Source organism: Bacillus sp. AY3-1 (assembly GCF_008368785.1).
Classification (GTDB): domain Bacteria; phylum Bacillota; class Bacilli; order Bacillales; family Bacillaceae_G; genus Bacillus_A; species Bacillus_A wiedmannii.
The window spans coordinates 22,448-43,380 of the sequence record NZ_QORZ01000001.1; the positions used below are offsets into that span (position 1 = coordinate 22,448).

Genomic DNA, 20,933 nt, shown 5'->3' on the forward strand with positions numbered 1-20,933 from the left:
ACTGTTTTTTATTTTTTTGTAAAATCAATTAAATAAATAATAGTAGAATTTTTTTTCTATCTTAGTCGAATGAAGAATAGCAAGAGGGGTGTCGTGAAGCGATGAAATTATATACGAAAACAGGAGATAAAGGGACAACAAGTGTAATAGGCGGCAGAGTGGATAAAGATAATATCCGAGTTGAAGCATATGGCACGATAGATGAGGCGAATTCTCATATTGGATATGCAATGACTAAGCTACAAGGCGGATCTTTTGGAGATATTTACAATGAACTTGAAAATATTCAACATGAACTATTTGATTGCGGGGGAGACTTGGCGATAGTAGAGGGGAAAATTCCTTATAAAGTAACGGTTGAAATGGTTGAAAGCTTAGAAAGAAGGATTGATTCGTATATAGAAGAAGCACCGCCGTTAGAGCGTTTTATTTTACCAGGTGGAAGCGAAGCGGCAGCTGCTATTCATATTGCACGTACAGTTGTAAGGCGAGCAGAACGATGTGTAGTGTCCTTGCAAAAAGAAGGGAAAATAAATGAAGTTGTTCTAAAGTATGTAAATAGATTATCTGATTATTTGTTTGCGGTAGCTAGAGTAATAAACGCTCGATTACAAGTAAAAGATGTGGAGTATAATCGCAGTGCAATCGTTTTTCGTGATAAAAACGAGAAGGAAGTGGAGTGATTCACTTTCTTTTTTTGTATACTTTTTTCTGTAATATACCAAAATAAGAGAAGGTATGGTGTTAATTAGAAAACGGAGGATGTATATGAAAGTGTTAAAATGTGGCGTCATGTTATTGACGGTATTGTTTTTATCTCAATTACATGTGTACGCAGAGGGAAATCAATGGACATGGCCTGTTGAAGGGCAGATAAGTGATTATTTTGGGACAAGGCATGGAAAACACTACGGTATAGATATAGCGGCACCGATTGGCACGCCTGTGGCAGCTATTCAAGAAGGTAAGGTAACAAAGTCTTATTATTCAAGTAGTTATGGAAACGTTGTATTTATTAAACATGGAGAATATGAGGCCGTGTATGCGCATTTAAATAAGAGATATGTAGTTCAAGGGGATTATATTTCAAAAGGAGAAATAATTGGAGAAGTAGGAAATACAGGAGAATCGAGAGGTGCACACTTACATTTAGAAGTTCATCAAGGAAGATGGACGATGGCGAAAAAGAATGCGATGAATCCATTGCTTGTTCTAAATGAACAGAGAAATGAAGTTGTTTCCTCATCCTTATATGTCGTCCAAAAAGGGGACACTTTAGTTAGTATTGCACAGAAATTTAGTATGTCAGTTAAGGAAGTTAAAGATAAAAATGGACTGCAGCAAGATAGGATTTATCCAAATCAACAATTATACGTAAAGTAAAAAAAGAGCTAGTTAAACTAGCTCTTTTTTTTACCAAAAAATAAAGACACATATAAATCCAGAAATAGCTAAGTAGCTATATAAGTAAAATACTTTCGTTCTTGTTTTTTCGTTCGTTCGAAATAGTACAATAGTCGGTTCAATTAAACCGATTGTCAAACAAAGTAAACCAAGAAGCATACAACCAATTGAAATGGAGTACAGGGCGATTTGTGGTGCTTGAAATGGAATCATCCATTTTAATAAAAATGCAATAAGTGCAGTGTAGCAAATGCTGCCGATGTATTTATTCAACGGTGCATTAGAACGGAACCCTGGAAGTTTTTTCAAGAAGGAGCGGGAAACAACTTCAGTTTGTAAAGATGTGTGCTCTTCAATTATTTTTTGAGCTTCTTTTCCTTTTTGGAAAAGGGATAATATCCAGTTTCGCTCACCTTGAAAAATAAATTGAGAAGTTGTCAAATAATGATCCACCTTCACTTTATTCCAACTTTTCCATGGGTGACGCTCACACAGTTTTAATTTACTCTCTGTTTTTTTATCATACTGATAAATACTGATGCCATCTTCATCGAAAGCAGCATAGTATGTCTCGCTTGAGAATGTGCCTAAATCAATTGGACAGTAGAAAAGTAATTCTTTTTTTAAGTAAAAGTATTCTTTTCTTAAGTTTTTTTTCATTGCTTCTCGAATAGAGTGTCTCTTTTCTTTTTTCATGACATTTCCTCCATAATCCAGAAAATGTTCTTATCTTAACAATTCAACATCTTATCACTTTTCATTATATATGACTAGGGGATTCATAGGGGAAATGCCGAATACTAAAAAATCTGGGGTGTATTGTAAAATATAGTGATTGGTTTTAATTATATAAAATTAATAACTTATTTTTAATAAGTTACACTTTTTTTGTTCACAATACGATTATGTTGTTGTATAATAAAGTGGAAAATAGAATATCGGTCTATCTTCGGGGCAGGGTGAAAATCCCGACCGGCGGTGATGAACTATATGTGATTTTGTTCTAAGCCCGCGAGCCGTTAAGGCAGGATTTGGTGTGATTCCAAAGCCGACAGTATAGTCTGGATGGGAGAAGATGGAGGTTCAAGCGTTCAAAAAAGATATGGATTTGAACGTCTGTTTGATGTGCCTTAAATTCTCCCTTTGTGTAAAACACAAAGGGTTTTTTCGTTCTATGAAAAAGTAGGCATAGCAGAACCTTTCCACTTTCCATGAGAAGATCGATGGAAAAGGAGAGAGAAAGATGAAACAAAAAAACAGTGTAGTACAGATGGTGAGTGTAGCGATGCTAAGTAGTATTGCATATTTACTGATGATGTTGGATTTCCCGTTTCCAGGGCTTCCGCCATTTTTAAAAATTGATTTTAGTGATGTACCAGCTCTAATTGCAGCAATTATTTTCGGGCCAGTTGCAGGGATAATTGTAGAGGCGATAAAGAATATTTTACATTACGGAATTCAAGGGAGTTTAACGGGAGTGCCAGTTGGAGAAATTGCTAACTTTATTGCAGGATGTTTATTTATTGGACCGGCAGCTTTCTTATTTAGAAAGTATCGTACTGTTAAGAGTTTAACGACAGGATTAATGCTAGGGACAATTACAATGGCGCTCATTATGAGTGTATTAAATTACATCATTATATTCCCAGCTTACACTTGGTTTTTAAATTCACCAGCTATGTCTAGCGAGGCTATAAGAACAACGGTTGTAACGGCAATCTTACCATTTAATTTGATTAAAGGAATTGTTGTGACAATTGTATTTGTAGCGTTATTCTCACGCCTGAAAGTATGGGTGTTTGCAAAAATGAAAAATGCATAAAATATAAAATAAAACCATTAGTAGTATGGAACTACTAGTGGTTTTTTATTAAGTAGAATGAAAATAGAAAACAAAAAATATCCCTCATATGAATGAGGGATATTTTTTGAAGTTAATAAAAGACTATTCGAATTTTAAAGAGTCGCCATCAAATGATTCATCAGCAACTTTAATTGAGTCAGTTGGACAACCTTCGAATGCATCCATCATATCTTCAATTAATACATCTGGAATTTCAACGATACCTTGGTTATCGTCTAACGTTACAAATGCAATACCTTCATCATCATAATCATAAATGTCTGGTGCAGCAGCGCCGCAAGCACCACATGCGATACAAGTATCTTTATCAACGATTGTATATTTTGCCATCTTTTTTCCCTCCTGATAATATGTATGTGAAAAGCTCGCCATAAAAATTATAACCTTATTGTAAAACGGTTTTTAAAACTTTTCAACATAAAATTATAATGATAATCCTTATCAATTAGAGTGTCAACTAATTTTTGCATTATGTCATAAGATTTTCAAAATACGTAAATGTTATTTCGTTTGGTACAATATACTATATACAAGTACATAGTGCCGATATGATAAGTTTAATGAGTAAGTGCAATCATACTAAAAAGTAATTAAGCTAGATTGAAAGGTGGAAGCGGTAATGCAACTACAATATACTTTATTGTATTGTTTAAAACAATTGAATGGTGAAAGGACCGTTTCTTCTATTTATTATTTATTAAAAGGAAAACGATCTTCGCAAACGTTACAAGATGGAAACATGTTCCGAATTTCATTTTTGTTTGGAATATATAAATCGTTAAATAGAACAGACTATGATCGTGAAGTTGCAAAGTTGTTGCAAGCAGATTTGATTCGAGAAATACATGAAAATACATATTTGTTAACATCTAAAGGTAAAATGCAGTTACATACATGGGAGGAAGTGTATGCTTTTCCCGCGCATTTACATAGTTTACACTATGGTGAATTAGGTGAAACATTTTGGAAACGTTTATCATTAATTATTCAAACTATATCTAATTTACAACAGAATAATACGAAATTTATTCCCATTCAACAAGATACAGAAATAATGATGTGGGTAAAACGCTTTTTAACAGGTATACCATATAGGCGAAGTGAATTGGCTAAAAGATTATGGAAAGAAATACATAATCTTTTAGGAAAAGGTGATGTAGTAGAAGCGACGATTGTAACATATAGATTAACAGGATATGAACGTATCGGTTGTACATTGCAGCAATTAGCGGAAATTACGAAACAAGATATATTCCGGGTGTATTTTTTATTTTGGGGTACGATTCATTTCTTTATACAAGAAGTTCACGATAAAGAAAATGAATTTCCGCTATTGGCTGAGATTATCTCTTATCCAAATGAGAGAGCTGAATTATTTAGTTTATCAACGAAAAAAACATATAATTTTTGGAGACAAGGACGCTCTTTAGATGAAATAGCGACAATTAGAAATTTAAAGGTTGCAACGATAGAAGATCATTTTGTTGAAATTGCTTTGCGGGAAAAAGAGTTTTCAATCGAGATGTTTATGGAAAAAGACAAAATAGATAAAGTAACAAAAGTAATTGAGGCATTACAAACACGTAAGTTGCGTGAGTTGAAACAAGCGGTTGGAGAGGGTATCTCTTATTTTGAAGTTCGTCTTGTATTGGCGCGGATGGAGGGTATAAATGAAGCTTGAGGAATATTTATATAGATGGTTTGGATATTCTGAATTTCGTACAGGGCAAAAAGGGGTAATTACAGATTTATTAGAAGGAAAAGATGTTATAGCAATGCTCCCGACTGGAAGAGGGAAGTCTATGTGCTATCAACTTCCAGGGCTAATGCAAGAAGGAACCGTGCTTGTTGTATCACCATTATTATCTTTGATGGAAGATCAAGTTACACAATTAAAGTATGTTGTGAAAAACCGAGTAATAGCACTTAATAGTTTTCGGACATTACATGAAAAAAGAGAAGCGATGAAAAAATTAGCTTCATATAAATTTATTTTTGTTTCACCAGAGATGTTGCAGTCGGAAGTGTTAATAAGAGAATTGAAGAAAGTTCATATTTCATTATTTGTTGTGGATGAGGCTCATTGTATTTCACAATGGGGTTATGATTTTAGGCCAGACTATAAAAAACTAAATGTAGTCATTGAAAATATCGGGTCTCCTACGGTGCTAGCATTAACGGCAACAGCGACAAAAGATGTACTCCGAGATATAGCAGAGAGTTTAGATTTGAAGAAAGTGACGCAGCATGTATACTCTATTGATCGTCCAAATATTGCGATGGAAGTACAATTTGTGGAGACAATAGAAGAGAAGAAAGAAGCGCTTTTGAACCAGGTGATGTATTTACAAGGGCCAGGGATTGTATATTGTTCAAGCAGAGCGTGGACAGAACGTTTAACGGAGTATTTAAGAGGAAAAGGCGTGACTGGTGTCGCTTTTTATCATGGTGGTATGGAACATGAAGAGCGTATGTTAATTCAACAGCAGTTTATGAATGACCAGTTGCAGCTTGTAATATGTACAAGTGCTTTTGGTATGGGAGTAAATAAGTCGAATACGAGCTATATTATTCATTTTCATTATCCGACTAATATAGCTTCCTATTTACAAGAAATCGGAAGAGCTGGAAGAGATGGTGAACCGAGTATAGCTATCTTACTATGTAGTCCGTTAGATCACGATTTACCAATTTCGATAATTGAAGATGAATTGCCAAGTCAGTCGCAAATACAATTTTTATTCTCTTTACTACAAGAAAGAATGTTTCAAACGAAAGAATTACCAATAGAAGAGGTAGAAGAAATTTGTTATAATGCAGCAAGATTTAATGAACAATATTGGCGTTTTATCCGCTATCATCTTGAACAGCTTGGAATCATACAACAGCGAAAATTAAAATTAGAGAGCTTGTCAGATGAAATTATGAACAGATTAATAGTTGAAGTAGAAATAAGGCTACGTAATAAATATAGTGAGCTAGAAAACATGAAATCGTGGATACAAGTGAAAGAATGTAGGCGTGAATATTTGTTACAACAGTTCGGTTATAGAAAAGAGAACGAGTTGAAAAATTGCTGTGACTATTGTGGTATTACAAAAACAGATTATAAAAAAAGACAAGCGCAACAATCGGATTTCGACTATAATTGGGAAACAGAGTTACAAAAGCTTTTCGGTCTAGAAAAGATGGGGGAATGATGAACATTCAAAGGCATAATATTGAAGATATGAGTCCGAAAGAAATAAGGCTGAATCTGTATATCACACAGTTCATTATTATCGGTATCGGTTGTTTACTAGCATATGTATTATTCCGAGATATAAAATCGGTGTATAGTCTATGGAAGTGGGAACCGGTGTCTATACTTATAATAGGTGGCTTGTTGGCGATTGGTATTGTGTTATTAGATTATGTTGCAATGCGAGTATTTCCAGAGTCTTGGTTTGATGATGGTGGTATTAACGATAAGATGTTTCAAGGAATGTCAGTTATGCACCTACTCGTTATTACGTTCATTATCGGCTTTGCAGAAGAATTTTTATTTAGAGGTGTAGTGCAGACGCACTTTGGAATTGTAATAGCTAGTTTAGTATTTGCAGTGTTACATATTCGGTATATAACAAAGCCATTTTTGTTTTGTTTCGTCTGTTTCATTAGTTTTGTCTTTGGTTATGTATTTGAATGGACAGGAAATTTATTTATAACAATCTTTGCACACTTTCTTGTTGATTTTATAATGGGACTCCAATTAAGAAAATAAATGGAAGGTGGTGGTGAACAACATGAGAAAACGAATTCCTGATTTCGAAGAGGAATTAGAAGTTGAGCGAGTGGAAGAAAAAGAAAGTTTACCGCCGCGTAGTGAAATTCATAGAAATAAAGAGAAAAAAGAAAAGTTTAAAATGAATCATATTTTCGTCCGAGTTTTAACATTTCTATTCATATTACTACCAATTAGTATCTTATGGTATACAGATAAATATATTCAGGTGAAAAGTGATGGTAATAACGCTGGGAAAAGTGCGTTTGAGGTCATTTTCTTTGATTCAGCTAAATCTGAGTCTGAGGCAACAACTGAGAAAGTAGTAACGCATACGGTAAAAGAAGGAGAAACTTTAGAAAGTATAGCGAAGCAATATTTTTCAGATGAAACTGGGATTGAAGTGATTAAAAAGTATAATGATTTACAAGAAGATGAAGTGAATGTAGGTCAAGAAATAAAAATTCCGATAAAAGATAAGTCCGCAAAACAGGATAGCTAGTAACATACCTACTATAAAAACTGAGGATTATCTTTCTGCGGAAGGGAGTGAAAAATATATGATATGGATTATCTTATTAAGTGCTCTCATATGTATTGGTATTATATTTCTTCTTGTAATGTATACAGAAGCGATGCGTAATACTGTGTTAGAACATACTTTACTTTTTGAAGAATTTCCGAAAAGTTTTCAAAAAGTAAAGGTGTTTTTTATTTCTGATATTCATAGAAGGGTCATTTCAAGTTCATTAATTGAACAAGTAAAAGGAAAAGTAGACCTTGTAATTATTGGCGGTGATTTAGCGGAAAGAGGCGTCCCTTTATCGAAAATTTCTGCGAATATACAAAAGTTAAGAGCGATAGCTCCTGTATATTTTGTGTGGGGAAATAATGATTATGAGATTGAATATCATGAATTAGATGCTTTGTTATTAGAAAATAATGTGAAAGTTTTAGATAATACAAGAGTTGTATTTGAATCTGAACTAGGAGAAAAAATTTGTTTACTCGGTGTAGATGATGTTGGTTTGAAGCGTGATCGTTTAGATTTAGCTTTGGCTGATTGCAAAGAAGATGGTTTTCGCATATTAATTAGCCATAACCCTGATATAATAAATAAAATGTCTGGAAAAGAACAAATTTCACTTGTGTTAAGTGGACATACACATGGAGGACAGATTCGATTATTCCCATCTAAAAAATATTTAAAAGGTGGCGTATATAAGCATTCAAATATGACTCTTTTTGTTAGTAATGGGTATGGAACAACGTTGATTCCACTTCGCTTCCGAGCACCTGCTCAAACACATATTATTACGTTATGCGGAGGGAAATGATGCCAACTCTAAACGGGAAATATAACATAAAAGCTGTTTCGAATATAATTGGAATTCAGCCGAGTACGCTTCGTGCATGGGAAAGACGATATCAAATTATTGCCCCAAAGCGGAATCATGCGGGGCATCGATTATATACAGAAGAGCATATTCAAATTTTGAAATGGTTAATGGACAAGGTTTCTTCTGGCATGATGATTGGACAAGCAGTTCAATTATTAGAAGGGAATCGTTTGCAGAGTAATGTTCAAAAAGAAATACATTACGATAGAGAAGTTGTTTTAGTGGACGATTTACTGCAAGCTTTGTTAAAATTTGATGAAATTACAACTTCTGCATTGTTAAACGAGGCTTTCAGTATTTATGCAACAGAAAAAGTCATAGCAAGTATTGTTCTTCAAATGTCAAATAAATTGTTAACGTTAAAAAATAATAATGAAGTTACAATGGTGCAATTCCAATATGTCGTATCATTTTTACAAACTCGTCTAGGAATGGTGTATCATAATGCATCATCATTTTCTTCTATACACAAAGTTGTCGTGTTAGAAAATAATATGTTGAAAGGGTTTGTTTTCTCAACGTATTTACGCTTAAAGGGATATGAGGTGATATATATTAGGTCAAGCTTAGCGGAAGATGGTATTTTTTTAGCTGTTGAGCAAATACAACCTACATATGTAGTAGTCTCTTTTGATGAGGAACGAGAACTTAAGAACGCGATGAAAGACATGAATTTGTTGCAAGAAAAAAGTGAGAAACTTTCTGTTGGGTTTATAGGAGAAATAGGTGCTCGAGATCAGTTGAACATTCAAACATGCCTAATTGGTGATACGAAAGAAGAATGGGATGATTGGTTAAAAATGTTAGAATAGTTGTTCGAAAAGAACCATCTATTTTCTATTTCATATAATAAAAATTATATTCATTGGTTACGTAGGGAGGGTATGAGATGAGGCTGGAACGATTAAATTACAATAAGATAAAAATTTTCTTAACATTTGATGATTTATCTGAACGAGGATTAACGAAAGAAGATTTGTGGAGAAATGCACCGAAAGTACAGCAATTATTTCGTGATATGATGCAAGAAGCAAATAAGGAACTAGGGTTTGAAGCGGATGGTCCGATTGCAGTTGAAGTATTTTCTCTACAAGCGCAAGGAATGGTCGTAATTGTAACGAAAGAACATCAAGATGTGGATACAGATGATGAGTTCCGTGACGAGTTTATTGAAATGCAAGTGACTCTAGATGAAAGCGAGCATATACTTTATGAGTTTGCTACACTAGATGACGTAATTAACCTGTCGAATCGTTTATATAACCTTGATGTAACTGGCGGAAAACTATATACGTGGGATGGGCGTTTCTATCTTTGGATGGAAGAAGAGGAGCAAGTTCAATTACTGAAGGCAGATTTTATAGCTATTTTAGCAGAATATGGTAATCCGTCTACAGCAACTATTTATCGTCTAATGGAGTATGGTAAAGAATTAATGGCTTCTCAAGCAATTGAACAAATACACAATTACTTTGTGAAAAAACAAAACCTTAGCTAATATAACAAAGCTAAGGTTTTGTTTTTTATTTGGAGAAACATAAAATATTGGTCTGAAAATGTCAAAACGATTAGTGGTATAGAGGGAATCATAAATATTTGGGCGCTCTTTACTATATTTAAAAATATCTTCTTAAGTTGTTATATATAAGTAAAATAAAAAATATTTAAATATTTAAGTATTTTACTTTTCTAAAAGCAATAAAAGGACTATAATGATAGTGAAAACGCTTGCAACAGGAAATAGTTTGTATATATTTGTTAGCGTTTTCTATTGCATTCCAAATTTAACGGTGTATACTAGGCAATGAAGGTTTACTAAACAAGTGAAATTACAGGGGGTTTACTTACTATGGTAGCCGAAAAGGGAACTCAAACAAAAACACAACAACAAAGGGAACAACATTTTGAACTATTGAATTCGACACAAATTGTTATTAGTGAAGCATTAGAAAAATTGGGTTATCCAAACGAAGTATATGAATTATTAAAAGAACCAATTCGTATGATGACGGTGAAAATACCAGTTCGTATGGATGACGGGACTGTTAAAATATTTACAGGATATCGTGCACAACATAATGATGCTGTTGGTCCAACGAAAGGTGGAATTCGCTTCCATCCGAATGTAACAGAAAATGAAGTGAAAGCACTTTCAATCTGGATGAGTTTAAAATGTGGTATTGTTGATTTACCATACGGTGGAGGTAAAGGTGGAATTATCTGTGACCCACGTGAAATGTCATTCCGTGAGTTAGAAAGATTAAGCCGCGGTTATGTACGAGCAATTAGCCAAATCGTAGGACCGACGAAAGATATTCCAGCTCCAGATGTATTCACAAACTCTCAAATCATGGCATGGATGATGGATGAATATAGCCGTATTGATGAATTTAATTCACCAGGATTTATTACAGGTAAGCCACTTGTATTAGGTGGATCACATGGACGTGAAACAGCAACGGCGAAAGGTGTAACAATTTGTATTCGCGAAGCTGCAAAAAAACGCGACATTGATATTAAAGGTGCACGCGTTGTTGTTCAAGGATTCGGTAATGCTGGTAGCTTCTTAGCTAAATTTATGCATGATGCAGGCGCGAAAGTTATTGCAATCTCGGATGCTTACGGTGCATTGCATGATCCAAACGGATTAGATATTGATTATTTATTAGACCGTCGTGATAGCTTCGGTACAGTAACAAAACTATTTAATAATACAATTTCAAACAAAGAATTGTTAGAACTTGATTGCGACATTTTAGTTCCAGCTGCAATTGAGAACCAAATTACAGAAGAAAATGCTAATAATATTAAAGCAAAAATCGTTGTTGAAGCTGCAAATGGTCCAACAACATTAGAAGCAACTAAAATTTTAACAGATCGCGGAATTTTACTTGTTCCAGACGTATTAGCAAGTGCTGGCGGTGTAACAGTATCTTACTTTGAGTGGGTACAAAATAACCAAGGTTACTACTGGACTGAAGAAGAAGTAGAACAACGTTTAGAAAAAGTAATGGTAAGATCATTTGATTCTATTTATGAAACAGCACAAGTTCGTAAAGTGAACATGCGCCTAGCTGCGTATATGGTCGGTGTTCGTAAAATGGCTGAAGCAAGTCGCTTCAGAGGTTGGGTATAATATTATATCGTGAGAAAACGTGATTCCTTTCGAGGGAATCACGTTTTTTTGTTGAAGTATTAGTTTGAGGTGTTGTATATGGAAAATGAAATGATGGAACGAGTAGAACAATTAGAAGAAAAGGTTAAGAGGTTAGAGGGAGAACTCTCAAGAACGATGAAAGCCCGAAAAACAAGTAACGTTCGGATGTTCGGAGAAGGACTACTGTTTTTAATATTTGGTGCAGTTGTAGTAGGGCCGATTATCGCTTTTGTAATCTCAATTCTTACTTGGATTGTTGAAAAATAAAATAAAAACAAAAAAGAACGCTTGTTCTACACGAACAAACGTGCTATACTTTCCTTAGATAAACAAAACGGAAATGATTTTAAGGAGAGATAAATGATGAAAATGACAGTAGACCAAAGATTTATGATGCCAGCAGATGTTGTAGAACGAGTGGAAGTATTAAGAAACAAACAAAGTAAGCGCGGCACATTATTACAATCTGTAAATAAATTTTTCGGTTTAGATACGAAAGAAGATTGTGTTTGGTTTTACGGTTTTTATGGAGTTGCTGTAAGTATTTTATTATTTATGGTGTTCACATCAAATATTTTCGATTTTCTCTTCGCGTAAGAAATATGCGATAAGGACATTGCTACCGAATACATATATAAAGAAGTAAGGTAATCTTCTGAAGCGGGAGTTGGTAGTAATGGCGATGTTTCCTATAGAGCGTAACTATATTGGGTATGGAAGTTCACGACCGGGAATTCCTCTTTCTAAAGTAAGGTTTATTGTAAGTCATGATACGGGGAACCCTGGTAGCAATGCGATAGGGAATCGGGATTATTTTAATGAAATACAACCGAAAGCTTCGGCACATACATTTATAGATGATAAAACAATATTGGAAATTGTTCCTATAAATGAAGTTGCCTATCACGTTCGATATGGTGTGCCGACAGATAATGACTTATATGGTTATGATGCTAATAAGGCTGCCATTGGAGTGGAACTTTGTTATGGCGGTGATGTTAACTTTTGGGAAGCATATACCCGTTTTACGTGGTATCATGCGTATTTATGTCAAAACTTCGGCTTGAATCCGAAGAAAGATATCGTATCACATAAAACACTTGACCCAGCTAGAAAGATTGATCCTGAAAATGTATTAGGGAAACAAGGTATTAAATTTCAGCAGTTTTTAGCAGATGTCTATCGGATGTACGTTTCGTTTAGATGACAAATATATGAAAAATGAATACAATAAAGATAGGTGCCTACTGCTGTAAGTAGGTTTTTTCTTGTTTTTATAAATAGCGTATTGGTAGAAGACTAGGAGTGAGCTGAGTATGCAGAAAGAAACAGCTATCATAATTGGAGGCGGTCCGTGCGGATTAGCAGCAGCAATTTCGTTGCAAAAGGTAGGGATAAATCCGTTAGTAATTGAAAAAGGAAACATTGTAAATGCGATTTATAATTATCCAACTCATCAAACATTTTTCTCTTCTAGTGAAAAATTAGAAATTGGTGATGTAGCTTTTATTACAGAAAATCGTAAGCCAGTTCGAAATCAAGCGCTTGCGTATTATCGTGAAGTAGTAAAGCGTAAATCTGTACGTGTAAATGCTTTTGAGCGAGTGGAGAAAGTACAAAAAGATGGAGAAGTTTTTCATGTTGAGACAACAAAGCGTGACGGAAGTAAAGAAATATATATAGCGAAATATGTTGTTGTAGCAACTGGATATTATGACAATCCAAATTATATGAATGTTCCCGGCGAGGAACTGAAGAAAGTAGCTCACTATTTTAAAGAGGGACATCCTTATTTTGATCGAGATGTAGTAGTTATAGGTGGGAAAAACTCGAGTATAGATGCCGCGTTAGAACTTGTTAAAACCGGTGCGCGTGTAACGGTTTTATATCGCGGAAGTGAGTATTCACCAAGCATTAAGCCGTGGATTTTGCCGGAGTTTGAGGCGTTAGTACGAAGCGGCACAATTCAAATGCATTTCAGGGCTCACGTGAAAGAAATTACTGAACATACAGTAACGTTTACAGTCGATGATGGGGCATATACAATCCAAAATGATTTTGTATTTGCGATGACTGGTTACCATCCTGATCATAGTTTCTTAACGAAGATGGGTGTTCGGATTGATGAAGAAACAGGACGTCCGATTTATGCAGAGGATACAATGGAAACGAACGCTGAAAATATTTTCATTGCAGGTGTAATTGCTGCTGGAAATAATGCAAATGAAATATTTATTGAGAACGGTCGATTTCATGGGGATGCGATTGCGCAAACCATTGCGTCAAGGGAAATATAAAAAGAAGCTGTCGAAATAAACTTCGACAGCTTCTTTTTAATTGTGCATAAACATATTTTGGATTGTTTCATGAGAATTTGTATTCTCTAATGCAACTAATAATTTAATACGTGCTTTTTGAGCATTTAAACCGTATGTGAATACAATACCCATATCTTTTAATTGTTTGCCGCCACCTTCATATGAATATACATCTTGCACGATGCCATTGAAACAGCGAGAAACTAATACGACAGGAATTCCTTTGTCGATTAATCGTTCTAGACTAGGAAGTGTTCTTGGAGGTAAATTACCTTGTCCAAGTGCTTCAATAACAATACCATCTACTGGAAGGTTTTCAATTGCTGCTAACAATGTATCGTCCATACCAGCGTATGCTTTTAGAACAACTACGTTTTTAGAAACCTTATTTACTGAATATGTTTCATGGTGTACTAAAGCGTGATGGAATACAACGCCGCGCTTTGTTACCATACCAATTGGTCCATACTGTGGACTCTGGAATGTTGCCACGTTACTTGTATGTGTTTTCGTTACATTTGTAGCGCAATGGATTTCGTCGTTTAATACGACTAAAACACCTTTTTCAGCAGCTTCACTACAGCTAGCTACTTTTACAGCTGATAAGAAGTTATATAGACCATCAGCACCTAATTCATTACTAGAACGCATTGCACCTGTTACAACGATCGGAATAGTTGCTTGCACTGTTAAATCTAAGAAATAGGCTGTTTCTTCTAATGTATCCGTACCATGCGTAATGACTACGCCATGAATGTTGTTTTGTTTTACTCTTTCATCAATGATGACTTGTAATTGTAACATTTCGCTCGGTGTCATATGAGGAGATGGTAGATGGAACACGTCTTCAACGATTAAATCAACATCGCCTTCTAAATCAGGAATAAATTTTAAAAGAGGATTTTTTTCACCTGGTTGTACGACCCCAGTTTCTTTATCTTCCTCCATTGCAATTGTTCCACCTGTGTGTAAAACTAGGATTCTTTTCAATGCTTATACCCCTTTCAAGTTGAAAAATACATTTAGAACATAACATGTTTTGAGTAAATTCGACAATGGAAATGTATAAAAGTATGCCTCGAAAATGACAATAAAGTTAGCTGCTATATATACGATGTATAAAATCACGAAACGAAATGTGTAAATGTAGGATAGGAGGGAGCAATTACATTGAAAAAGATGGAGAAAATTTTTATTCGTATATTAGTAATACAATTCATTTGTCTTTCTGTTGTGCAATTGTTATTTATACATAAGTCATCAGTGAAATATTTATCTAAAATTGTTTATTATGAAGGTGTCATGGTAAAAAACAAAGCAGAAATCTTACAGGTGAATAGGTAGTTTTCATTTTCTTCTATGGAGGATTATGCTACAATAATTGAGGATTTAATGACGTGAAGCAAATGAGAAGAAGCAGGAGAATACCTGCTTTTCGTTTTGTTTTATAAGTGAAAAAATGAGGTGTTACAATGGATAAACGAATTTCAATTGCTATAGATGGTCCAGCAGCTGCTGGAAAAAGTACGGTTGCAAAAGTTGTGGCAAAGAAACTTTCTTACGTTTATATTGATACAGGCGCAATGTACCGCACGATTACATATGCAGCCCTTGAACAAAAAGTGGACATTGAAAATGAAGAGAAGTTAATGGAAGTTGTAAAGAATGTAAATATTGAGTTTCAGCAAGGAGAAAATACACAACTTGTATTTTTAAATGGACAAGATGTTTCTGAAGTAATTCGTACACCTGAGGTGACGAATCGAGTATCTATTGTGGCGAAACATCGCCTTGTTCGTGAAGAAATGGTACGTCGTCAACAAGAGTTAGCGGAAAAAGGCGGCGTTGTAATGGATGGCCGTGATATTGGTACACATGTGTTACCAGATGCTGAAGTGAAGATCTTTATGCTTGCTTCTGTTGAAGAAAGAGCAGAAAGAAGACATTTAGAAAATATAAATAAAGGTTTCGATTCTAATTTAGAGCAGTTAAAAAAAGAAATTGCTCAGCGTGATAAATTAGATTCAGAACGCGAGGTTTCTCCTCTAAAGAAAGCTGATGATGCATTGGAATTAGATACAACTTCTTTATCAATTGAAGAAGTTGTCCAAAAAATTATGAGTATTGTTTCAGGAGTGTTTGCGAAATAAAGAAAGGGGATAACCTCTTTCTTTTTTTGTTTATATAGAAATGTAAAGGATGCGTGAATTGTGAGTCTCTTTCCTTGACAAATGAACGGATTTGTAAGAAGTTAGTAAAAGAAGGATAAAACTTTCAGAATATATTCGCTATTATATTTCAAAACATACTTTCTTCAAGATGATTTTGCTGTATACTATTTATATAGGTTTAATATATTTTCTAGTGAAATGTATGAAAACTGAGTATGTGATGATAAATTCTTAAACATGCAAATGAAAACATATGTTTTCATTTCGTATATACATAAAAAATGCTTTGTCAATTCTGTAGGGAGGTATTTCCATGGTAGAGAAAATGAATGAAGAAGTTATGGATTCAAAAGAATTACAAGTTGGTGACGTTGTTACAGGTTCTGTAACGAAAGTTGAAGAGAAACAAGTGCTTGTAAATGTTGGATACAAAACAGATGGCGTAATTCCAATTAGTGAATTAGCTAACGTTCATATTGAAAAAGCAAGCGATGTTGTAGAATTAGATCAAATACTAGAATTAAAAATTATTAAATTAGAAGAAGATGATCTTGTCTTATCTAAACGTGCTGTTGATGCAGAAAAAGCATGGGTAGAATTACAAGAGAAATTTACTTCTGGTCATGTGTTTGATGTTACTGTAAAAGATATCGTGAATGGTGGATTAGTTGTGGACCTTGGTGTTCGTGGTTTTATCCCAGCTTCACTTGTAGAAGTACATTATGTAGAAGATTTTACTGACTATAAAGGCAAAACATTAGCCGTGAAAATTGTTGAATTAGACCGCGAAAAAAATCGTGTAATCCTTTCGCATAAAGCAGTAGTAGAATTAGAACTAGATTCTAAGAAAAAAGAAGCGATTTCTTCATTAAAAGAAGGAGACGTTGTTGAAGGAACAGTGCAACGATTAACGGATTTTGGTGCTTTCGTTAACGTTGGTGGTGTGGACGGTTTAGTTCATATTTCACAAATTTCACACGAACGTGTAGAGCAACCTTCTGAAGTATTAGAGCAAGGTCAAAAGGTAAAGGTAAAGGTATTATCTGTTGATGCTGATACACAACGTATTTCTTTATCAATTAAAGCAGCACAGCCAGGACCTTGGGAGAATGTTGCTGGCGAAATAAAAGCTGGAGATATTCGTGAGGGAGTAGTAAAACGTCTTGTTACATTCGGTGCATTCGTTGAAATTTTACCTGGCGTTGAAGGTCTTGTGCATGTATCTCAAATTGCAAATCGTCACGTGAAAAATCCAAATGAAGTATTGGAAATGGGACAAGAAGTAAAAGTGAAAGTGCTTGAAGTCCATGTTGCAGAGAAACGTATTTCTTTAAGTATAAAAGAAACGCTTGAGGAAAATAATGTAATTGAGGATTACAGTCAGTATGAACCAAATGCTGATTCTGCTACTTTCCAATTAAGTGATATTATTGGTGAACAACTGAAAAAATTAAAGAAATAAAGAGGGGTACAAGTGGTAAGGGCAAAACGTAAATTAGATCATATTGAATACGCTCTTTCTACTGGTCAGTCTCGTACGCATGGCTTTCATGATATTGATTTTGTGCATCAAGGATTGCCAAATTCAAGTTATGACACAATAACATGTGAAACAAAAATCGGCGAACTTTCACTAAGTTCGCCGATTTTTATCAATGCGATGACTGGTGGTGGGGGAGAGAAAACGTTACATATTAATGAGCAATTAGCATATGTAGCGAAACATCATAATCTTGCTATGGCTGTAGGGTCGCAAATGGCGGCGTTAAAAGATGAAAGTGAGGCTGCTTCTTATACGATTATTAGAAAGGTAAACCCAAATGGTGTTTTCTTTGCTAATTTAGGTAGTGAGGCAACTATCGAACAAGCAGAGCGTGCCGTTGATATGATTGAAGCGAATGCATTGCAAATTCATTTAAATGTCATACAAGAGTTAACGATGCCAGAAGGAGACCGTGACTTTACTGGTGTACTTCAGCGCATTGAGAAAATTGTATTAAATAGTAAAGTTCCTGTCATTGTGAAAGAAGTTGGATTTGGGATGAGTAAGGAAACCGTACAACAGTTAGCGAGCATAGGTGTAACGGCAATTGATATTGGTGGACAAGGTGGTACAAATTTTGCTGCTGTTGAAAATGAAAGAAGACAGCGAATGCTTTCTTATTTTAATAACTGGGGCATACGAACAGCAACCTCGATTATTGAAGCAACCTCTACAAATAATAACCTCTCTTTTATTGCATCTGGGGGTATACAAACAGCGCTTGACGTAGCGAAAGCAATCGCATTAGGGGCGAATACAACTGCGTTTGCTGGATACTTTTTACGTATTTTAATGCAAGATGGTATCGAGAAGTTAGTGGATGAAATTGATCTTTTACATACAGATTTGAAATTTATTATGACAGCTCTTGGTGCAAAGACGATAGAAGAGTTACAGGCTGTACCTCTTGTTGTAAAGGGCGAAACGTATCATTGGTTAACACAGCGTGGTATTGATACGACGCATTATAGTAGAAGATAAAAAAATCAACCGTTTGGTTGATTTTTTTGTTTTTGTTCGTTTTAGTAATATAAGGTGAGGAATGGAATTAATATTCTATCAAAATAAAATTATTCCTATATAAACACTATCTTGTGCAAGTTGCGACTGAAAAAGAGGCTGGAAAATGTAGATAGTTTTCTACTGAATTATTGGGGAGGGTTTAATTTCGTAAAGGAAAAATAGGTAGAGATAAAAATAAACCATAGAAAAATTCGGATGTTAAATGTTATTTTGATATAAGTAAAAATCATTAAAATAATTATGTAAAAGACGGTTTCGTACAATATCGAAACCGTCTTTTTGTGTTCATTAGTGCTGATTTTGTTTTCGGGCTTGCTCTGGTGTATCCAGTCCAGTTGCACCCGGATATTGTAGTGATTGGTCACGATCAGATTCAACGCGTCGTGATTCTCTTAGTTTTCGTTCTTGACGATCTTTACCCATAATGAATAGCACCTCCTTATTAAAAGTGTTGCTGTTATATGAAAAAACTATGCGCGAAGAAAGTGGATTAACTTTCATAAAAAGTTCCCATAATGGAAAACATAGGAGGTGAAATGATGGAAGGGAGTACTTTTTATTTTTTAGCTTGGATAGGGTGGATTGTTGTAACTTTTTTTATGAAAAAGGACTCTATGCGGTGGAAGATAAGCGCTTGTATATTGATTTTTATTATTTGCTCTCCGTTACATGTAACGATTGCTTCATTCACGGTATCAGTAAATGCACTTTTGCTTTGTATTGTTGCTTTTATAGGAATCGCACTATATTCTATTTGGAAAAAATTATATAGCTTACTTTCGGCACTTATTATTGCAATGTTATATACAAGTTTTCATTTGTTAGAAGTATATGATCCGATTTGGATTGTGGTGGACAGGTTGTTTTTGGTAAGTGGTGCTCTTGTGTATGCATCGGTTTTATTGCATGAGGATCGCATATTACGATTATGTTCTCTTTATATAGGAATGTTACAGGGGGAATTGTTAGTGACACTTATTTTTCGAAAACTACATTTCCCTTATGATTACGGAAGTTTAGCGTTTTTTGATATCATCGCCGTTACTACATTTTTCATGGCAATTTTGTTTTGGATTGCAAAAGCATCAGTATACATGGAACAGTTCAAGAGGAAATCACGTAAAAGAAAGGCGAGGGTAATACATGACTGAATATACACCGGCCATTTTATGCGGAGTAATAGCGGGGACAGTAACGAGAGTGCTAATGCTCCGGACAGATACGCGTCAATATCCGACGAGGCTCCACGGGAAAATTATTCACGTTGCGATGGGGTTAATTGCAGCGGCTTTAGGAGCGATTGCAATTCCGTCAATTTTGAAAAAAGATTTTTCTGCTATTACATTTCTTACATTAGCAGCAACACAGTTTCGTGATGTGCGTAATATGGAAAGAAATACCCTTCAACAATTAGATGGATATGAGCTCGTACCGCGTGGAAATACATATATTGAAGGGATTGCATTAGTTTTTGAAAGTCGAAACTATTTGGCGATGTTAACGTCGTTTGCAACGACGTTTGCGTATATAGGATTCCATTCATGGATTGCTGGAGTAATTATGGCTATAATCGCATTTATTATCGCGAAAAAATTAATGTCTGGCAGAAGGTTACATGATCTTGTTGATATCGAGCATGTTCCACTTCGTTTTGAAGGAGCGGGGCTGTATATTGATAATATTTACATTATGAATATTGGATTACCAGCAAGGCAAGAGGAAATTATGAAATATGGAATGGGCTTTATTTTAAGGCCGAAAACAATTGATGCGATGGTGACAATCTCAAACTTAGGACAACGACAAGCTATTTTACATGATGTTTCTGTTGCTTTAGGGATTTATAGAGATTCTGGTACGCCAGCACTTGTGCCGTTGGCAAAGCGTGATTTAGAAGATGGTAGGGTTGGGATTTTTGTCTTGCCACAAGATCAAGATGCAGAGAAAGCGATAGGTGTCATAGGGAATGTGCCGACGTTAGAAAGTGCTGTTCATATGTCATCGGAAGCCCCGAAAGGAAGGGGAGATAAAAGATGATGTTAGAAAGTGTAATTCTCGCGGTTATTACAACAACGCCGGAGAAATTTGCTGGTGGTGCCCCTTTGTTTACTTGTGAATCGACAGATGAGTTAGAATTTGTTGCAAATAATTTAGAGGCAATTTTAGATGGTATTGCGCATCGCTTACAAGAGAATGTATATATTATTGTGAAACATTAGTAACGTGTGGTATAATGTGAGGTGTTTTGATACGCTGAGAAATATTCTGGAATGCAAATCCCTTCTTGCAC

The 20,933-nt window shown here is 35.0% G+C and carries 26 protein-coding genes and 1 riboswitch; of the genes, 22 read left to right on the plus strand and 4 right to left on the minus strand.

Annotated elements, in window-relative coordinates; all coding sequences use genetic code 11:
- Positions 1-101 precede the first annotated feature (101 nt).
- On the plus strand, positions 102-683 hold the full coding sequence (locus DN389_RS00110; protein ID WP_087985531.1) for a cob(I)yrinic acid a,c-diamide adenosyltransferase: 582 nt from the start codon (positions 102-104) through the stop codon (positions 681-683).
- 85 nt (positions 684-768) lie between these two features.
- Positions 769-1,383 (plus strand): peptidoglycan DD-metalloendopeptidase family protein, encoded by a 615-nt coding sequence (locus tag DN389_RS00115; RefSeq protein WP_098189732.1) that lies wholly within the window; start codon positions 769-771, stop codon positions 1,381-1,383.
- Positions 1,384-1,413: 30 nt separating this feature from the next.
- Here DN389_RS00115 and DN389_RS00120 read toward each other — a convergent pair whose 3' ends face one another.
- A complete protein-coding gene (locus tag DN389_RS00120) occupies positions 1,414-2,100 on the minus strand; it encodes a hypothetical protein (protein ID WP_000711800.1) in 687 nt (228 codons plus the stop codon).
- A gap of 245 nt (positions 2,101-2,345) precedes the next feature.
- A riboswitch (FMN riboswitch) is annotated at positions 2,346-2,485 on the plus strand.
- A gap of 162 nt (positions 2,486-2,647) precedes the next feature.
- Between DN389_RS00120 and DN389_RS00125 the strand changes: the two genes are divergently transcribed.
- Complete coding sequence (locus DN389_RS00125; protein WP_000810851.1) at positions 2,648-3,226, plus strand: ECF transporter S component; 579 nt, start codon at positions 2,648-2,650, stop codon at positions 3,224-3,226.
- 123 nt (positions 3,227-3,349) lie between these two features.
- Here the strand turns inward: DN389_RS00125 and DN389_RS00130 are convergent, their stop codons facing one another.
- Positions 3,350-3,598, minus strand: coding sequence for a ferredoxin (locus DN389_RS00130; RefSeq protein WP_001151994.1), 249 nt, complete (start codon positions 3,596-3,598; stop codon positions 3,350-3,352).
- A 289-nt stretch (positions 3,599-3,887) separates the two neighbouring features.
- Between DN389_RS00130 and DN389_RS00135 the strand changes: the two genes are divergently transcribed.
- The 12 genes from DN389_RS00135 (at position 3,888) to DN389_RS00190 (ending at position 13,885) form a co-directional block, all read left to right on the plus strand.
- Positions 3,888-4,949 carry a YpbB family protein gene (locus DN389_RS00135; RefSeq protein WP_088062686.1) on the plus strand — a complete coding sequence of 354 codons (1,062 nt, stop codon included), beginning with the start codon at positions 3,888-3,890 and terminating at the stop codon, positions 4,947-4,949.
- Positions 4,939-6,468, plus strand: coding sequence for a RecQ family ATP-dependent DNA helicase (locus DN389_RS00140; RefSeq protein WP_098146463.1), 1,530 nt, complete (start codon positions 4,939-4,941; stop codon positions 6,466-6,468). Before DN389_RS00135 ends, DN389_RS00140 begins: the two co-directional genes overlap by 11 nt.
- Positions 6,468-7,031 carry a CPBP family intramembrane glutamic endopeptidase gene (locus DN389_RS00145; RefSeq protein ID WP_001025770.1) on the plus strand — a complete coding sequence of 188 codons (564 nt, stop codon included), beginning with the start codon at positions 6,468-6,470 and terminating at the stop codon, positions 7,029-7,031. The genes DN389_RS00140 and DN389_RS00145 overlap by 1 nt, the downstream gene beginning before the upstream one ends.
- Before the next feature lie 22 nt (positions 7,032-7,053).
- Positions 7,054-7,533 (plus strand): LysM peptidoglycan-binding domain-containing protein, encoded by a 480-nt coding sequence (locus DN389_RS00150; protein WP_001231547.1) that lies wholly within the window; start codon positions 7,054-7,056, stop codon positions 7,531-7,533.
- A 58-nt stretch (positions 7,534-7,591) separates the two neighbouring features.
- On the plus strand, positions 7,592-8,368 hold the full coding sequence (locus DN389_RS00155) for a metallophosphoesterase (protein WP_000637808.1): 777 nt from the start codon (positions 7,592-7,594) through the stop codon (positions 8,366-8,368).
- Entirely contained in the window at positions 8,368-9,243 is an 876-nt protein-coding gene (locus tag DN389_RS00160; protein WP_060489596.1) for a MerR family transcriptional regulator, read from the plus strand. The genes DN389_RS00155 and DN389_RS00160 overlap by 1 nt, the downstream gene beginning before the upstream one ends.
- A 77-nt stretch (positions 9,244-9,320) precedes the next feature.
- Positions 9,321-9,929, plus strand: a complete 609-nt coding sequence (locus DN389_RS00165) for a genetic competence negative regulator (RefSeq protein WP_001235391.1) — start codon at positions 9,321-9,323, stop codon at positions 9,927-9,929.
- Positions 9,930-10,280: 351 nt separating this feature from the next.
- Positions 10,281-11,567: an NAD-specific glutamate dehydrogenase gene (gudB, locus tag DN389_RS00170; RefSeq protein ID WP_000225171.1), complete on the plus strand. Its 1,287-nt coding sequence runs from the start codon at positions 10,281-10,283 to the stop codon at positions 11,565-11,567.
- 78 nt (positions 11,568-11,645) lie between these two features.
- Positions 11,646-11,855, plus strand: a complete 210-nt coding sequence (locus DN389_RS00175) for a hypothetical protein (RefSeq protein WP_000426773.1) — start codon at positions 11,646-11,648, stop codon at positions 11,853-11,855.
- Between the two features lie 93 nt (positions 11,856-11,948).
- Positions 11,949-12,185, plus strand: coding sequence for a DUF3961 domain-containing protein (locus DN389_RS00180; protein WP_001983018.1), 237 nt, complete (start codon positions 11,949-11,951; stop codon positions 12,183-12,185).
- Between the two features lie 79 nt (positions 12,186-12,264).
- Complete coding sequence (locus DN389_RS00185; RefSeq protein WP_001240648.1) at positions 12,265-12,795, plus strand: peptidoglycan recognition protein family protein; 531 nt, start codon at positions 12,265-12,267, stop codon at positions 12,793-12,795.
- A gap of 109 nt (positions 12,796-12,904) precedes the next feature.
- On the plus strand, positions 12,905-13,885 hold the full coding sequence (locus tag DN389_RS00190) for a YpdA family putative bacillithiol disulfide reductase (protein ID WP_088121731.1): 981 nt from the start codon (positions 12,905-12,907) through the stop codon (positions 13,883-13,885).
- A 36-nt stretch (positions 13,886-13,921) separates the two neighbouring features.
- On the opposite strand, the gene ansA is transcribed toward DN389_RS00190, so the two are convergent.
- Complete coding sequence (gene ansA / locus DN389_RS00195) at positions 13,922-14,896, minus strand: asparaginase (RefSeq protein ID WP_088121732.1); 975 nt, start codon at positions 14,894-14,896, stop codon at positions 13,922-13,924.
- A gap of 180 nt (positions 14,897-15,076) precedes the next feature.
- On the opposite strand from ansA, the gene DN389_RS28265 reads away from it, so the two are divergent.
- From DN389_RS28265 to DN389_RS00210, 4 genes are all read left to right on the plus strand, one after another.
- The gene (locus DN389_RS28265; protein ID WP_000738047.1) at positions 15,077-15,250 is read left to right on the plus strand and encodes a YpfB family protein; all 174 of its coding nucleotides are present in this window, start codon (positions 15,077-15,079) and stop codon (positions 15,248-15,250) included.
- Between the two features lie 128 nt (positions 15,251-15,378).
- Positions 15,379-16,056, plus strand: coding sequence for a (d)CMP kinase (gene cmk, locus DN389_RS00200; RefSeq protein ID WP_000361262.1), 678 nt, complete (start codon positions 15,379-15,381; stop codon positions 16,054-16,056).
- A 334-nt stretch (positions 16,057-16,390) separates the two neighbouring features.
- Positions 16,391-17,539 (plus strand): 30S ribosomal protein S1, encoded by a 1,149-nt coding sequence (gene rpsA, locus DN389_RS00205; RefSeq protein WP_000229549.1) that lies wholly within the window; start codon positions 16,391-16,393, stop codon positions 17,537-17,539.
- Positions 17,540-17,551: 12 nt separating this feature from the next.
- Positions 17,552-18,601 (plus strand): type 2 isopentenyl-diphosphate Delta-isomerase, encoded by a 1,050-nt coding sequence (locus DN389_RS00210; protein WP_000251026.1) that lies wholly within the window; start codon positions 17,552-17,554, stop codon positions 18,599-18,601.
- A gap of 330 nt (positions 18,602-18,931) precedes the next feature.
- Here DN389_RS00210 and DN389_RS00215 read toward each other — a convergent pair whose 3' ends face one another.
- Positions 18,932-19,066, minus strand: a complete 135-nt coding sequence (locus tag DN389_RS00215) for a YpzI family protein (protein WP_000513900.1) — start codon at positions 19,064-19,066, stop codon at positions 18,932-18,934.
- 116 nt (positions 19,067-19,182) lie between these two features.
- Between DN389_RS00215 and DN389_RS00220 the strand changes: the two genes are divergently transcribed.
- From DN389_RS00220 to DN389_RS00230, 3 genes are read left to right on the plus strand one after another with little or no spacing between them, the layout of a single operon-like run.
- Complete coding sequence (locus tag DN389_RS00220) at positions 19,183-19,794, plus strand: YphA family membrane protein (RefSeq protein ID WP_088121733.1); 612 nt, start codon at positions 19,183-19,185, stop codon at positions 19,792-19,794.
- Complete coding sequence (locus tag DN389_RS00225; protein WP_000141603.1) at positions 19,787-20,680, plus strand: YIEGIA family protein; 894 nt, start codon at positions 19,787-19,789, stop codon at positions 20,678-20,680. The genes DN389_RS00220 and DN389_RS00225 overlap by 8 nt, the downstream gene beginning before the upstream one ends.
- On the plus strand, positions 20,677-20,862 hold the full coding sequence (locus DN389_RS00230; RefSeq protein ID WP_000979052.1) for a capping complex subunit for YIEGIA: 186 nt from the start codon (positions 20,677-20,679) through the stop codon (positions 20,860-20,862). Before DN389_RS00225 ends, DN389_RS00230 begins: the two co-directional genes overlap by 4 nt.
- Positions 20,863-20,933: the final 71 nt, after the last annotated feature.

Coding starts and splice junctions, on each gene's coding strand:
- DN389_RS00110 (WP_087985531.1), top strand. CDS start 102: ATGAAATTATATACGAAAACAGGAGATAAAGGGACAACAAGTGTAATA.
- DN389_RS00115 (WP_098189732.1), top strand. CDS start 769: ATGAAAGTGTTAAAATGTGGCGTCATGTTATTGACGGTATTGTTTTTA.
- DN389_RS00120 (WP_000711800.1), bottom strand. CDS start 2,100: ATGAAAAAAGAAAAGAGACACTCTATTCGAGAAGCAATGAAAAAAAAC.
- DN389_RS00125 (WP_000810851.1), top strand. CDS start 2,648: ATGAAACAAAAAAACAGTGTAGTACAGATGGTGAGTGTAGCGATGCTA.
- DN389_RS00130 (WP_001151994.1), bottom strand. CDS start 3,598: ATGGCAAAATATACAATCGTTGATAAAGATACTTGTATCGCATGTGGT.
- DN389_RS00135 (WP_088062686.1), top strand. CDS start 3,888: ATGCAACTACAATATACTTTATTGTATTGTTTAAAACAATTGAATGGT.
- DN389_RS00140 (WP_098146463.1), top strand. CDS start 4,939: ATGAAGCTTGAGGAATATTTATATAGATGGTTTGGATATTCTGAATTT.
- DN389_RS00145 (WP_001025770.1), top strand. CDS start 6,468: ATGAACATTCAAAGGCATAATATTGAAGATATGAGTCCGAAAGAAATA.
- DN389_RS00150 (WP_001231547.1), top strand. CDS start 7,054: ATGAGAAAACGAATTCCTGATTTCGAAGAGGAATTAGAAGTTGAGCGA.
- DN389_RS00155 (WP_000637808.1), top strand. CDS start 7,592: ATGATATGGATTATCTTATTAAGTGCTCTCATATGTATTGGTATTATA.
- DN389_RS00160 (WP_060489596.1), top strand. CDS start 8,368: ATGCCAACTCTAAACGGGAAATATAACATAAAAGCTGTTTCGAATATA.
- DN389_RS00165 (WP_001235391.1), top strand. CDS start 9,321: ATGAGGCTGGAACGATTAAATTACAATAAGATAAAAATTTTCTTAACA.
- gudB (WP_000225171.1), top strand. CDS start 10,281: ATGGTAGCCGAAAAGGGAACTCAAACAAAAACACAACAACAAAGGGAA.
- DN389_RS00175 (WP_000426773.1), top strand. CDS start 11,646: ATGGAAAATGAAATGATGGAACGAGTAGAACAATTAGAAGAAAAGGTT.
- DN389_RS00180 (WP_001983018.1), top strand. CDS start 11,949: ATGATGAAAATGACAGTAGACCAAAGATTTATGATGCCAGCAGATGTT.
- DN389_RS00185 (WP_001240648.1), top strand. CDS start 12,265: ATGGCGATGTTTCCTATAGAGCGTAACTATATTGGGTATGGAAGTTCA.
- DN389_RS00190 (WP_088121731.1), top strand. CDS start 12,905: ATGCAGAAAGAAACAGCTATCATAATTGGAGGCGGTCCGTGCGGATTA.
- cmk (WP_000361262.1), top strand. CDS start 15,379: ATGGATAAACGAATTTCAATTGCTATAGATGGTCCAGCAGCTGCTGGA.
- rpsA (WP_000229549.1), top strand. CDS start 16,391: ATGGTAGAGAAAATGAATGAAGAAGTTATGGATTCAAAAGAATTACAA.
- DN389_RS00215 (WP_000513900.1), bottom strand. CDS start 19,066: ATGGGTAAAGATCGTCAAGAACGAAAACTAAGAGAATCACGACGCGTT.
- DN389_RS00220 (WP_088121733.1), top strand. CDS start 19,183: ATGGAAGGGAGTACTTTTTATTTTTTAGCTTGGATAGGGTGGATTGTT.
- DN389_RS00225 (WP_000141603.1), top strand. CDS start 19,787: ATGACTGAATATACACCGGCCATTTTATGCGGAGTAATAGCGGGGACA.
- DN389_RS00230 (WP_000979052.1), top strand. CDS start 20,677: ATGATGTTAGAAAGTGTAATTCTCGCGGTTATTACAACAACGCCGGAG.